The organism is Streptomyces spinoverrucosus, from assembly GCF_015712165.1.
Taxonomy (GTDB): Bacteria; Actinomycetota; Actinomycetes; order Streptomycetales; family Streptomycetaceae; genus Streptomyces; species Streptomyces spinoverrucosus_A.
On the sequence record NZ_JADPZX010000001.1, the window covers coordinates 4,224,121 to 4,236,883 of the forward strand.

Sequence of the window (12,763 nt, forward strand, 5' to 3'; positions counted from 1 at the left end):
GCCGATTCCATGCGCCCGTCTCCGCCGCCCGCCAAGAAGGGCAAGCCCAAGACCTCTCAGCGCAGGAAGAAGACGTCGCTCAGGAACAAGTACCTCTTCGGCTACGACGCCCACCTCATCGTGACCCGAGACGCCGAGCATGAAGCGGTACTCCTCGACGACGGCACCCCCAACCCCGAAGTCCTCCCGGCCCTCGTCCTCGGCGTCGCCCTCGACAAGCCCGGTCACCGCCCCGCGTACAGCGGCCTGAAGATCCTCAACCGACTCCGGGAGCGTGGATACAAACCCGGCTACCTCGCCGGCGACCGCGCCTACAACAACTCCGACCCCGACGAGTGGCAGCTCCCTGTCCGAGCCATGGGCTACAAACCCGTCTACGACTACCGCGCGGACCAGCTCGGCAAGCAGGCCGGAACACACGGCGCGATCCTCGTCGAGGGCCGCTGGTACTGCCCCTCCATGCCCGATCCCCTCATCAACGCCACCATCGACCTGCACGCCGACCGCATCGACCGGGAAACCTGGATCAAACTGATCGCCGCTCGCCGCAGCTACCGCATCATGCCCAAAGAGAACGCCGACGCCGACGGCTACCAGCGGATGATGTGTCCCGCCGAAGCGGCAAGGCCCAGTGCCCCATCAAACCTCGCACTCTCGGGCGAGGCATCCACCTGCCCCTCATCGACCCCGAACCCAGCCCGACCGGCCCGCTCAAGGTCTGCCGCCAGCGCACGATCACCATCGGCCCCGAACCCGGCGCCAAGCAATGGCAGGCCCTCGACTACGGCAGCCCGGAATGGCAGAGGGTGTACTTCCAGCTCCGCAACAGCATCGAGGGCTACAACAGCTACGCCAAGAACCCCCTCGCCGAGGGCACCGAATCCGCGGGCTCCCGCCGTATCCGCGGTTGCGGCACAAACGATCCTGCTCGCCTTCCAGTTGGCCCACGCGAACCGCCGCAAGATCAAGAAGTGGCTGGACACACTGTCGCTCGGCGGCGAACGCCCCCGCCGACGTACCCACCACCGCCGCCCGAAGAAAGAGCCGAGGAGCTGGACCCCGACCGGCCACCTGGCGCCAGCGGCATAGATCGATCCGACCCCGGCACCACAGGACCACGAAGACAGGCCCCCACCCGTGAGATAGCTCACGCGTCGGGGCCTGTCGTGTGACCTGACCAGGCTGTGTGATGCCTCACGGCGATCATGGAAACGAGAAACGGGCCCCTGCGGTGACTTCCGTCACCTGCAGAGACCCGTTTCGTCGGTTTCTCTCGGTGCGCGAGGGGGGAGTTGAACCCCCACGCCCTTGCGGGCACTGGAACCTGAATCCAGCGCGTCTGCCTATTCCGCCACCCGCGCATTGGGTGTGTCTTTCGGCCCTTCCCCTTTGGGGCTGGCGCCTTCCGACACCCAGAACATTAGCACGCAGGACGGGGTGGGTTCACATGCCTTGTCCCGGGCAGGGACACCCCCGCACCGGCACATCGAACGGCCAGGAGGCCCGCGCACGTATCAACCTCGTACCGGTCCGGCCCGTCTGCCCAGGAGCCGGACCGAGTCCACAGTCCGGTGCGGGACACTTGTTTGTGACCCCCTCTACGATCCATGCCAGACGACGTTCGAAGGGGAGCGCCGAAGGGAACTTCGTCAGGCGTCGACACCCGTCGACCGGGCTGACAGGGGGAACCAGCCGATTAACCGGCGCGTGGATACGATCAGTAAGCAGTACCGGGTAGGCAGTAGACAGGACGGCAACACCGGAGGAGGTGCCCCATGGGAGTCCTGAAGAAGTTCGAGCAACGTCTCGAAGGTCTGGTCAACGGCACCTTCGCCAAGGTGTTCAAGTCCGAGGTCCAGCCGGTGGAGATCGCCGGCGCGCTCCAGCGCGAGTGCGACAACAACGCCACCATCTGGAACCGGGACCGGACCGTCGTCCCCAACGACTTCATCGTGGAGCTGAGCGCCCCGGACTTCGAGCGCCTCAGCCCCTACTCCGGCCAGCTCGGCGACGAGCTCGCCGGCATGGTCCGCGACTACGCCAAGCAGCAGCGCTACACGTTCATGGGCCCGATCAAGGTCCACCTGGAGAAGGCGGACGACCTGGACACCGGTCTGTACCGGGTGCGCAGCCGTACGCTCGCCTCCTCCAGCAGCCAGCAGGCCCCCGCCCCCGCGGGCGGCGGTGCCCGCCCCGCGGCCGGTGGCTACGGCTACCCGCCGCCGGGCGCCCCCGCGCAGCCCGCCGGCGCTCCCCCCATGCCCTCGGCGCCCCCGCCCGGCGCCCGCCCCGGCGGGTACGGCTATCCGCAGCCGGCCCAGCCCGCCGCCCAGCGTCCCGGCGCCGCGCCCGGCGCCGCCCCTGGCTCCCGTACCAGGTACTGGATCGAGATCAACGGCACCCGCCACCAGATCTCCCGCCCGACGCTGGTGCTGGGCCGCAGCACCGACGCCGACGTGCGGATCGACGACCCCGGCGTATCGCGCCGGCACTGTGAGATCCGGACCGGAACGCCCTCGACGATCCAGGATCTCGGGTCCACCAACGGCATCGTGGTGGACGGGCAGCACACCACCCGCGCTACGCTCCGCGACGGCTCGCGGATCGTCGTGGGCAGCACCACCGTTATCTATAGGCAAGCCGAAGGGTGATCCGGGGGCAATGTCAGAGCTGACCCTCACGGTCATGCGGCTGGGTTTCCTGGCCGTACTGTGGCTGTTCGTGATCGTGGCCGTGCAGGTCATCCGCAGCGATCTGTTCGGTACACGCGTCACTCAGCGCGGGTCCCGACGGGACGCGGGCCGGGCCCAGCAGGCCCAGCGCCAGGCGCCCCCGCAGCAGCGCCAGCAGCCGGCCGGCGGCCGGGCGCGCCGCAACGCCCCCACCAAACTCGTGGTGACCGAGGGCACACTCACCGGCACCACCGTCGCGCTGCAGTCCCAGACCATCACCCTGGGCCGGGCGCACGACAGCACGATCGTGCTGGACGACGACTACGCCTCCAGCCGGCATGCCAGGATCTACCCGGACCGGGACGGCCAGTGGATCGTCGAGGACCTCGGGTCCACGAACGGCACCTATCTCGACCGGACCCGCCTCACGACCCCCACGCCGATTGCGCTGGGTGCACCGATCCGCATCGGCAAGACCGTCATCGAGCTGCGGAAGTAGTGCTACATCATGAATGAGCGCGAGCGGAGCGAGCACGCAGCGGCGGTCCACACCCGGGGCCCCGGCGCGCTCCCGACCGGAGGGTGGGCAGTGTGGCTCGACACGACCGGCTGTACCCGGAGCCGACGGGCGAGGTGCGCATGAGTCTGTCACTGCGCTTCGCCGCCGGTTCGCACAAAGGCATGATCCGCGAGGGCAACGAGGACTCCGGATACGCCGGTCCACGCCTGCTCGCGATCGCCGACGGCATGGGCGGCGCCGCGGCCGGCGAGGTCGCCTCCTCCGAGGCGATCTCCACCATCGTCCAGCTCGACGACGACATCCCCGGCTCCGACGTCCTGACCTCGCTCGGCGCGGCCGTCCAGCGCGCCAACGACCAGCTGCGCCAGATGGTCGAGGAGGACCCGTCGCTGGAGGGCATGGGCACCACCCTCACCGCCCTGCTGTGGACCGGCCAGCGGCTCGGCCTGGTCCACGTCGGCGACTCGCGCGCGTATCTGCTGCGTGACGGTGTCCTCACGCAGATCACCCAGGACCACACGTGGGTGCAGCGCCTGGTCGACGAGGGCCGGATCACCGAGGAAGAGGCCACCACTCACCCGCAGCGCTCCCTGCTGATGCGCGCCCTCGGCAGCGGCGACCACGTCGAGCCCGACCTGTCGATCCGCGAGGTGCGGGCCGGCGACCGCTACCTGATCTGCTCCGACGGTCTGTCCGGAGTCGTCTCCCACCAGACGATGGAGGAGACCCTCGCCAGCTACCAGGGCCCGCAGGAGACCGTGCAGCAGCTGATCGAGCTGGCGCTGCGCGGCGGCGGCCCGGACAACATCACCGTCATCGTCGCCGACGTCCTCGACCTCGACACCGGCGACACTCTCGCCGGGCAGCTGTCCGACACCCCGGTCGTGGTGGGCGCGGTCGCCGAGAACCAGAACCACCTGCACGACAACGGCATCATGCAGACCCCGGCCGGCCGTGCCGCGCACCTGGGCCGCCAGCGGCCCGGACAGGGCGGCGGGGGCGGCGAGTTCGGCCCACCCGGCTCCGGCGACACCACCGGATACATCCCCACCGACGGCTTCGGCGACTACGGCGACGAGGACTTCGTCAAGCCGCGGCCCCGGCGCCGCTGGCTGAAGAGATCCATCTACGGCGTCCTCGCGCTGGCCGTCATCGGCGGCGGCCTCTACGGCGGCTACCGCTGGACGCAGAGCCAGTACTACGTCGGCACCAACGGCGAACACGTCGCGCTGTACCGGGGCATCAGCCAGGACCTGGCCTGGGTCTCGTTGTCGGAGGTCGAGAAGGACCACCCCGAGATCGAACTCAAGTACCTGCCGCCGTACCAGCAGAAGCTGGTCAAGGCGACGATCGCCGAGGGCGGGCTGAAGAACGCCCAGGCGAAGATCGACGAGCTGGCCGTGCAGGCCTCCGCGTGCCAGAAACAGGCGGAGCGGCGTGCCGCCGAGAGCGAGAACAACGCGCAGACCGGCCAGGGCGAGGCCGGGGGTACCACGGGAACCACCCGCACCTCCCTCACGTCCAAGGCCACGCCGACCCCGTCGGCCACCGGATCCCCGTCCCCGACCCAGTCCGCGACCGCGCCCACTCCCAGCCCCGGCCCCAGCCTCTCGGAGGAAGAGCAGAAGGTCGTCTCGCTGTGCGGTAAGCAGTAGGCAAGCCGTGAGAGGCCCCGTCACACGATGAGCAGTACTACCAACCCGTCGACGCAGCACACGTCCACGATCGGCTCGATCGGCACGCCGAGCCGGCGCAACACCGAGCTCGGGCTTCTGGTGTTCGCCGTCGTCATCCCGGTCTTCGCCTACGCCAACGTCGGCCTCGCCATCAACGACGAGGTGCCGGCCGGCCTGCTGAGCTACGGGCTCGGCCTGGGCCTGCTGGCCGGCGTCGGCCATCTCGTCGTCCGCAAGTTCGCGCCGTACGCCGATCCGCTGCTGCTGCCGCTGGCCACCCTGCTCAACGGCCTCGGCCTGGTCGCCATCTGGCGGCTGGACCAGTCCGAGCTGCTGCAGGACATCGGCCAGGCCGGCACCGCCGCCCCGCGCCAGCTGCTGTACACGGCGATGGGTATCGCGCTGTTCATCGTGGTGCTGATCTTCCTCAAGGACCACCGCGCCCTGCAGCGCTACACGTACATCTCGATGGTCGGCGCGCTGTTCCTGCTGCTGCTGCCACTGGTGCCGGGCCTCGGCCAGAACATCTACGGCGCCAAGATCTGGATCTCGGTCGCCGGATTCTCCATCCAGCCCGGTGAGTTCGCGAAGATCGTGCTGGCGGTCTTCTTCGCCGGCTACCTGATGGTCAAGCGGGACGCGCTCGCGCTCGCCAGCCGCCGCTTCATGGGCCTGTACCTGCCGCGCGGCCGCGACCTCGGCCCGATCCTCGTGGTCTGGGCGATGTCGATCCTGATCCTGGTCTTCGAGACCGACCTCGGCACCTCGCTGCTGTTCTTCGGAATGTTCGTCATCATGCTGTACGTCGCCACCGAGCGGACCAGCTGGATCGTCTTCGGTCTGCTGATGTCCGCGGTCGGCGCCGTCGGCGTGGCCTCCTTCGAACCGCACATCCAGCAGCGCGTCGACGCCTGGCTCGACCCGATGCGCGAGTACACGCTCTCCCGCCAGGGCGTCGGCGGTCACTCCGAGCAGGCCATGCAGGCACTGTGGGCGTTCGGCTCCGGCGGCACCCTGGGCACCGGCTGGGGCCAGGGCCACTCCGAGCTCATCCGGTTCGCCGCCAACTCCGACTTCATCCTCGCCACCTTCGGCGAGGAGCTGGGCCTGGCCGGTGTGATGGCGCTGCTGCTGCTGTACGCGCTGATCGCGGAGCGCGGCGTGCGTACCGCCCTCGCCGCCCGCGACCCGTTCGGCAAGCTGCTCGCCATCGGCCTGTCCGGCGCCTTCTCCCTGCAGGTGTTCGTCGTGGCCGGCGGTGTGATGGGGCTCATCCCGCTCACCGGTATGACGATGCCGTTCCTGGCCTACGGCGGTTCCTCCGTGATCGCCAACTGGGCGCTGATCGGCATCCTGCTGAGAATCAGCGACACCGCGCGCCGCCCGGCGCCGTCCCCCGCCCCCAACCCCGACGCCGAGATGACCCAGGTGGTCCGCCCGTCATGAACAAGCCCCTGCGCCGGATCGCGATCTTCTGCGGACTGCTCGTTTTGACGCTGCTGATCCGCGACAACTGGCTCCAGTACGTCCGGGCGGACGAGCTGGCCTCCGACACCGACAACCGCCGCGTGGCCATCGAGCGGTACGCCACCCCGCGCGGCGACATCATCGTCGACGGCAAGGCCATCACCGGCTCCAAGCAGGCCTCCAGCGGCGACTTCGAGTACGTCCGCACCTACAAGGACGGCCCCATGTGGGCGCCGGTCACCGGCTACGCCTCCCAGGCCTTCGGCACCAACCAGCTGGAGAACCTGGAGGACGGCATCCTCACCGGCAACGACGACCGGCTGTTCTTCCGCAACACCCTCGACATGCTCACGGGCAAGAAGAAGGCGGGCGGCAACGTCGTCACCACCCTCAACGCGGCCGCGCAGAAGGCCGCGTACGAGGGTCTGGCCAAGCGCGGCAAGGGCGCGGTGGTGGCCCTCGACCCGGAGACCGGCGCGATCCTGGCGATGGCCTCCTACCCGTCGTACGACCCCTCGACGATCGCCGGGTACTCCGACGACGACCAGAAGGCCTGGAACAAGCTCCAGAAGAAGGGCAACGCGAACGACCCGATGCTCAACCGGGCGCTGCGCGAGACCTACCCGCCGGGCTCGACGTTCAAGGTGGTCACCGCGGCGGCGGCCCTGGAGCACGGGCTGTACACGGACGCGGACTCGCCCACCAAGACGCCGCTGCCGTGGACCATGCCGGGCACCACGACCGTGCTGAAGAACGAGGGGAACATCCCCTGCAAGAACGCGACCCTCAGGGTCGCCCTGCAGTGGTCCTGCAACACCGTCTTCGGCAAGGTCGGCTCCGACCTCGGCAACGACAAGATGCTGGAGACGGCGAAGGAGTTCGGCTTCACCGAGGAGCAGTTCACGCCGGTCCGCGCCAACGCGTCGGTGTTCTCCGAGGACATGGCTCCCTCAGAGGTGGCGCTGTCCTCCATCGGCCAGTTCAACACCGCCGCGACCCCGCTGCAGATGGCCATGGTCGCCTCCGCCGTCGCCAACGACGGCACGCTGATGAAGCCGTACATGGTCGACAAGCTCCAGGCGTCCACCGTCACCACCATCGAGCAGACCGAGCCCGAAGAGCTCAGCAAGCCGCTGTCCCCGGACAACGCCCAGGTCCTGCAGTCGATGATGGAGACGGTCGTCGACAAGGGCACGGGAAGCAACGCGAAGATCGACGGCGTCACCGTGGGCGGCAAGACCGGTACCGCCCAGCACGGCGTCGACAACAGCGAGAAGCCGTACGCCTGGTTCATCTCGTACGCCAAGCTCGACGACGGCAGCTCGCCGGTCGCCGTGGCCGTGGTGGTCGAGGACGAGGCGGCGGACCGTGGCGACATCTCCGGCGGCGGCCTCGCGGCCCCCATCGCGAAGAGCGTCATGGAGGCGGTCATCAAGAGCAAGCAGTGAGAGCCCCGTCACGTCGTCTTCACATCGATGCACGTTGGGATACCGGTCCTGTATCGGCTGACGGGCTTGGCCAGGTCACACAGAGCGAGCCGGGTACGGTAGGCCCGGACGGCAGTCTCCGGCCGCACGACATGCCGGTCGGGACCGACGGAGAGGGCTGGTAGGTAGCTTATGGAAGAGCCGCGTCGCCTCGGCGGCCGGTACGAGCTGGGTCAGGTGCTCGGCCGTGGTGGCATGGCGGAGGTCTACCTCGCGCATGACACCCGCCTCGGCCGCACCGTGGCGGTGAAGACGCTGCGCGCGGACCTCGCGCGTGACCCGTCGTTCCAGGCCCGCTTCCGCCGGGAGGCCCAGTCGGCCGCCTCGCTCAACCACCCCGCGATCGTGGCGGTCTACGACACGGGCGAGGACTACATCGACGGGGTCTCGATCCCGTACATCGTCATGGAGTACGTCGACGGCTCCACACTCCGTGAGCTGCTGCACTCCGGCCGCAAACTGCTGCCGGAGCGCGCCATGGAGATGACCATCGGCATCCTCCAGGGCCTGGAGTACGCCCACCGCAACGGCATCGTCCACCGCGACATCAAGCCGGCGAACGTCATGCTGACGCGCAACGGCCAGGTCAAGGTCATGGACTTCGGCATCGCCCGCGCCATGGGCGACTCCGGAATGACGATGACGCAGACGGCCGCCGTGATCGGCACCGCCCAGTACCTCTCCCCGGAGCAGGCCAAGGGCGAGCAGGTCGACGCGCGCAGCGACCTCTACTCCACCGGCTGCCTGCTGTACGAACTGCTGACGGTCCGCCCGCCCTTCGTGGGCGACTCTCCCGTCGCGGTCGCCTACCAGCACGTACGGGAAGAGGCGCAGCCTCCGTCGGTCTTCGACCCCGAGATCACGCCGGAGATGGACGCGATCGTCCTCAAGGCACTGGTCAAGGACCCGAACTACCGCTACCAGTCGGCCGACGAGATGCGCGCCGACATCGAGGCCTGCCTCGACGGCCAGCCGGTCGCGGCCACGGCGGCCATGGCCTCCGTGGGCTACGGCGGCTACCCCGACGACCAGCCGACGACGGCCCTGCGCTCCGACGGTCACGCGGGCGCGACCACACTGCTGCCGCCGGCCAACCCGGACGACAGCGGCTTCGGCTACGACGACCGTCCGGACCGGCGCCGCCAGAAGAAGTCCAACACCTCCACGATCCTGCTGGTCGTCGCGGCCGTCCTGGTCCTCGTCGGCGCCATCCTGATCGGGCGGTTCGCGTTCAGCGGCAACGGCGGTGTGGGCAACGACACGGTGCCGGTACCGAACCTCGTCGGCCAGACCGAAGCCGATGCCAGAAAGCTCCTGGCCAACAGCGAGCTGGAGGTCGGAACGGTCACGCAGAAGCCCTGCGAGGAGGAGAAGAAGGGCAACGTCTGCTCGCAGGACCCGCAGCCCAAGACGGAGGTCGACAAGAACACCACCGTCAACCTCGTGGTGTCGACGGGTGCGCCGAAGGTGGCGGTGCCGAACGTGATCGACAAGAACGTCGACACGGCAACGCAGCAACTGGAGGACAAGGGCTTCAAGGTCGAGACCGAGACGACGGAGTCCTCCTCCCAGGAGACGGGCACGGTGCTCAGCCAGGACCCCGACCCGGGCACGGAGTTGGAGAAGGGCTCCACGGTGACGCTGGAGGTCGCCAAGGCCGAGGAGAAGGCGACCGTCCCGAGCGTCGTCGGCCTGAGCTGTGCGGACGCCCAGAAGCGGATGCAGGACAACAACCTCACGGGCATCTGCGACGAAACACCGGTCACCGATCCCAACCAGGCCGACAAGGTCATCGAGACCACGCCGGCGCCGGGCTCCCAGGTCGACAGGGACTCGACGGTGACCATGAAGGTCGGCAAGCTGCAGCAGAAGACCCAGGTGCCGGAGGCCCGCAACCAGACGGTCGCCCAGGCGAAGCAGACGCTGCAAGCACAGGGCTTCACCAACATCCAGTTCGCCAACGGCAGCGACCAGAGCGACACCGCTCTCGTCATAAACCAGGATCCGGCTCCCGGCACCGAGGTCGACGACCCGGCCGCGACGCCGATCACGCTGACGACCGTGAACCTCGGCGGCAACAACGGAGGCAACGGCAACGGCGGCTTCATCGGCGGCGGCGACGGAGACTGACCGCCCCGCGCGGCACGTATGAGTGAGCCCCGGCCCCCTGAGAGGGGTGCCGGGGCTCACTCGTACGTGATGCCTAGCGGCGCAGCTCCTTCGGCGGTGTCCGCTCGCTGTCCACCTTCTCCACGCGCTCCAACTCGCCCCACACCACGTACCGGTAGCGGCTGGTGAAGACCGGCGTGCAGGTGGTCAGGGTGATGTACTTGCCGGCCTTCGTGCGGCCGGACTCCTTGGGGATCGCGTCGAGGACCTTGACGTTGTACTTCGAGGTCTCGGGAAGGATGGCGTAGGCCTTGTAGACGTACCACTTGTCCTTCGTCTCGAAGACAATCGGGTCGCCCTTCTTCAGCTTGTGGATGCCGTGGAACTTCGCGCCGTGGCCGTCGCGGTGCGCGGCGAGCGAGAAGTTGCCGTTCTTGCCGCTGCTGGGCAGGGTCGCCTTGACGGGGTCGGTGTAGTAGCCAGCGACACCGTCGTTGAGGAGCTCCGACGACGTGCCCTTCTTGATCAGGATCTCGCCCTTGGTCATCGCGGGCACATGCAGGAAGCCGATGCCGTCCCTGGTGTCCAGCGCGCCGGGGCCGGTCGACTCGTTGGTGGCCCAGTTGTCGCGGACCTTGTTGCCCTCCTGGTCCGCCTTGCGGTCGGCGAGGACGTTCGTCCACCACAGCGAGTAGACGACGAACAGGCCGAGCACCAGGCCCGCGGTGATGAGGAGTTCACCGAAGACACTGACCGCCATGGCGATCGGGCCGGGTCCGCGGCGCCGTGGCTCGGGCGCCTCGGGGGCGGCGTCGGTGTGCTCTTCACGATCGGTGGTCGCTGCCACGTGTCATCTGCCCTTAACTGACGAGCGCATCCGGCTTGCCCTTGCTGCGCGGCCGTTCCTCGACCATCTTGCCCCAGACGATCATCCGGTACTTGCTGGTGAACTCCGGCGTGCACGTCGTGAGGGTGATGTAGCGGCCGGGCTTGGTGAAGCCCGATCCCGGGGGGATCGGGTCGAGGACGCTCACGTTGCTCGGCGAGGTCACCGGCAGGATCGACGCCATGTCGTAGACGTAGTACCTGTCCTGCGTCTCGACGACGATCGGATCGCCGGGCTGAAGTCTGTTGATGTACCGGAACGGCTCGCCGTGGGTGTTGCGGTGCCCGGCCAGCCCGAAGTTGCCGCTCTTGGCGTCCGGCATCGCCGTCTTCAGCGCGCCCTCGGCGTAGTGGCCGACCATGCCCCGGTCGAGCACCTTGTCGTTGCTGATGCCCTCGGCGATCGGCACGACGACGTCCAGCTTGGGGATGTGCAGCAGCGCGAAGCCCTGCCCGGGCTGGAAGGCACCGGGGTTGCGCTTGCCGTTCGCCCAGTCGTCCTGGAGCTGGCTGGCCTCGTTGCCGGCCTGGGCGTGCGCCCGGACGTTGGTCCACCACAGCTGGTAGGTGACGAACAGGAGCATCAGCACGCCGGTGGTGATGAACACCTCACCTATCAGCCGACTGGCGATGACCGCGGGGCCGGGCTTGCGGGCCCGGGCGAGCCGGCGGGCCTCGACGCGGGAGAGCGGGCGGCCCCGCTCGTCGTCCTTCGAGGGCTCCCCGGGCGGGCCGGCATGGGCGGCGTGGCCCGCGTGGCGCCGGTGGCGGCGCTTGGCGGCCTTTCTGCGGGCCGCGCGGCCACCCGAGGTGGTTCCGGTGGCTCTGGCGCCTGCTGTGGCGCCTGTGGTTCCTGTGGCGGCTGTTGTGCCCGCTGTCGACCCACCCGACGGATCCGGTATCCGCAGGGCCATCGTCTCCTCGTCCACCGGGGCGGCGCCGAGCGGCACCTCACCCAGCGATGCCCCGCCCACCGGTGCCTCGTACGGCTGCTGCCCGTACCAGTCCCCGAGCGCACCCGGCTCCTCGTACGGCTGCTGCCCGTACGAGGTGCCCTGGTCGCCGGCGTCGCCGTAGGCGGTCGCGCCGGACTCACGCTCGGGGCGCAAGGCGGTCACGCCGTGGACCTGCCCACCACCGGGGCAAGCCCCGCCGACCTCGCCACCGCGCCCTCGTCGCCGCACTCCACCAGCCAGTTGGCCAGCATCCGGTGACCGTGCTCGGTCAGCACCGACTCGGGGTGGAACTGCACGCCCTCGACAGGGAGTTCACGGTGCCTCAGGCCCATGATGATGCCGTCGTGCGTGCGCGCGGTGACCTCCAGCTCGGCCGGCACGGTGGGCGGCTCGGCGGCCAGGGAGTGGTAGCGGGTCGCCGTGAACGGCGAGGGCAGGCCCGCGAAGACGCCCTTGCCCTCGTGCTCGACCAGCGAGGTCTTGCCGTGCAGCAGCTCGGGCGCACGGTCCACGACACCGCCGTACGCCACCTGCATCGACTGCATGCCGAGGCAGACGCCGAAGACGGGCACGCCGGTGGCGGCGCAGTGCCGGACCATGTCGATGCAGACGCCGGCCTGCTCGGGGGCGCCGGGGCCGGGCGACAGCAGCACGCCGTCGAAGCCGTCGTTGGCGTGTGCCGTCGAGACCTCGTCGTTGCGCAGGACCTCGCACTCGGCGCCCAGCTGGTACAGGTACTGGACCAGGTTGAAGACGAAACTGTCGTAGTTGTCGACGACGAGAATGCGCGCGCTCACTGGTTGTCCACCGTCACATCGTTGAAGGGCAGCAGCGGTTCGGCCCATGGGAAGACGTACTGGAACAGGACGTAGACCACGGCCAGGATCAGTACCAGTGAGATCAGCGCCTTGATCCACGCGTTCCCCGGCAGATGCCGCCAGATCCAGCCGTACATGCCGTCCCTTCCGTCGCACCACGGCACCAGAAACTC

General features: G+C 68.9%; 11 protein-coding genes and 1 tRNA gene. 7 read left to right on the forward strand and 5 right to left on the reverse strand.

Annotated elements, in window-relative coordinates; translation table 11 throughout:
* Nucleotides 1–9: 9 nt before the first annotated feature.
* Nucleotides 10–1,089 carry a hypothetical protein gene (locus I2W78_RS18995; protein WP_230885505.1) on the forward strand — a complete coding sequence of 360 codons (1,080 nt, stop codon included), beginning with the start codon at nt 10–12 and terminating at the stop codon, nt 1,087–1,089.
* A gap of 188 nt (nt 1,090–1,277) precedes the next feature.
* On the opposite strand, the gene I2W78_RS19000 is transcribed toward I2W78_RS18995, so the two are convergent.
* Nucleotides 1,278–1,361 (reverse strand) — tRNA-Leu (locus I2W78_RS19000).
* Nucleotides 1,362–1,775: 414 nt separating this feature from the next.
* On the opposite strand from I2W78_RS19000, the gene I2W78_RS19005 reads away from it, so the two are divergent.
* The 6 genes from I2W78_RS19005 (at nt 1,776) to pknB (ending at nt 9,952) form a co-directional block, all read left to right on the forward strand.
* Entirely contained in the window at nt 1,776–2,651 is an 876-nt protein-coding gene (locus I2W78_RS19005) for an FhaA domain-containing protein (RefSeq protein ID WP_196461485.1), read from the forward strand.
* Nucleotides 2,652–2,661: 10 nt separating this feature from the next.
* A complete protein-coding gene (locus I2W78_RS19010) occupies nt 2,662–3,171 on the forward strand; it encodes an FHA domain-containing protein FhaB/FipA (protein ID WP_196461486.1) in 510 nt (169 codons plus the stop codon).
* A 140-nt stretch (nt 3,172–3,311) separates the two neighbouring features.
* On the forward strand, nt 3,312–4,847 hold the full coding sequence (locus tag I2W78_RS19015; protein ID WP_196464625.1) for a Stp1/IreP family PP2C-type Ser/Thr phosphatase: 1,536 nt from the start codon (nt 3,312–3,314) through the stop codon (nt 4,845–4,847).
* A 27-nt stretch (nt 4,848–4,874) separates the two neighbouring features.
* Complete coding sequence (locus tag I2W78_RS19020; protein WP_196461487.1) at nt 4,875–6,314, forward strand: FtsW/RodA/SpoVE family cell cycle protein; 1,440 nt, start codon at nt 4,875–4,877, stop codon at nt 6,312–6,314.
* On the forward strand, nt 6,311–7,783 hold the full coding sequence (locus tag I2W78_RS19025) for a peptidoglycan D,D-transpeptidase FtsI family protein (RefSeq protein WP_196461488.1): 1,473 nt from the start codon (nt 6,311–6,313) through the stop codon (nt 7,781–7,783). The genes I2W78_RS19020 and I2W78_RS19025 overlap by 4 nt, the downstream gene beginning before the upstream one ends.
* Before the next feature lie 171 nt (nt 7,784–7,954).
* The gene (gene pknB, locus I2W78_RS19030; protein WP_196461489.1) at nt 7,955–9,952 is read left to right on the forward strand and encodes a Stk1 family PASTA domain-containing Ser/Thr kinase; all 1,998 of its coding nucleotides are present in this window, start codon (nt 7,955–7,957) and stop codon (nt 9,950–9,952) included.
* A gap of 73 nt (nt 9,953–10,025) precedes the next feature.
* Here pknB and I2W78_RS19035 read toward each other — a convergent pair whose 3' ends face one another.
* The 4 genes from I2W78_RS19035 to I2W78_RS19050 are packed head-to-tail and all read right to left on the reverse strand — an operon-like array spanning nt 10,026 to nt 12,727.
* Nucleotides 10,026–10,778, reverse strand: coding sequence for a class E sortase (locus tag I2W78_RS19035; RefSeq protein ID WP_196461490.1), 753 nt, complete (start codon nt 10,776–10,778; stop codon nt 10,026–10,028).
* 13 nt (nt 10,779–10,791) lie between these two features.
* Nucleotides 10,792–11,934 (reverse strand): class E sortase, encoded by a 1,143-nt coding sequence (locus I2W78_RS19040; protein WP_196461491.1) that lies wholly within the window; start codon nt 11,932–11,934, stop codon nt 10,792–10,794.
* The gene (locus I2W78_RS19045; protein ID WP_196461492.1) at nt 11,931–12,569 is read right to left on the reverse strand and encodes an aminodeoxychorismate/anthranilate synthase component II; all 639 of its coding nucleotides are present in this window, start codon (nt 12,567–12,569) and stop codon (nt 11,931–11,933) included. Before I2W78_RS19045 ends, I2W78_RS19040 begins: the two co-directional genes overlap by 4 nt.
* Complete coding sequence (locus I2W78_RS19050; RefSeq protein WP_196461493.1) at nt 12,566–12,727, reverse strand: hypothetical protein; 162 nt, start codon at nt 12,725–12,727, stop codon at nt 12,566–12,568. The genes I2W78_RS19045 and I2W78_RS19050 overlap by 4 nt, the downstream gene beginning before the upstream one ends.
* Between the last annotated feature and the right edge of the window lie 36 nt (nt 12,728–12,763).

What these genes read in the sequence shown, in the direction of transcription:
- I2W78_RS19050 (WP_196461493.1), bottom strand. Translation starts at nt 12,727, where the DNA reads ATGTACGGCTGGATCTGGCGGCATCTGCCGGGGAACGCGTGGATCAAG.
- pknB (WP_196461489.1), top strand. Translation starts at nt 7,955, where the DNA reads ATGGAAGAGCCGCGTCGCCTCGGCGGCCGGTACGAGCTGGGTCAGGTG.
- I2W78_RS19020 (WP_196461487.1), top strand. Translation starts at nt 4,875, where the DNA reads ATGAGCAGTACTACCAACCCGTCGACGCAGCACACGTCCACGATCGGC.
- I2W78_RS18995 (WP_230885505.1), top strand. Translation starts at nt 10, where the DNA reads ATGCGCCCGTCTCCGCCGCCCGCCAAGAAGGGCAAGCCCAAGACCTCT.
- I2W78_RS19015 (WP_196464625.1), top strand. Translation starts at nt 3,312, where the DNA reads ATGAGTCTGTCACTGCGCTTCGCCGCCGGTTCGCACAAAGGCATGATC.
- I2W78_RS19005 (WP_196461485.1), top strand. Translation starts at nt 1,776, where the DNA reads ATGGGAGTCCTGAAGAAGTTCGAGCAACGTCTCGAAGGTCTGGTCAAC.
- I2W78_RS19010 (WP_196461486.1), top strand. Translation starts at nt 2,662, where the DNA reads ATGTCAGAGCTGACCCTCACGGTCATGCGGCTGGGTTTCCTGGCCGTA.
- I2W78_RS19025 (WP_196461488.1), top strand. Translation starts at nt 6,311, where the DNA reads ATGAACAAGCCCCTGCGCCGGATCGCGATCTTCTGCGGACTGCTCGTT.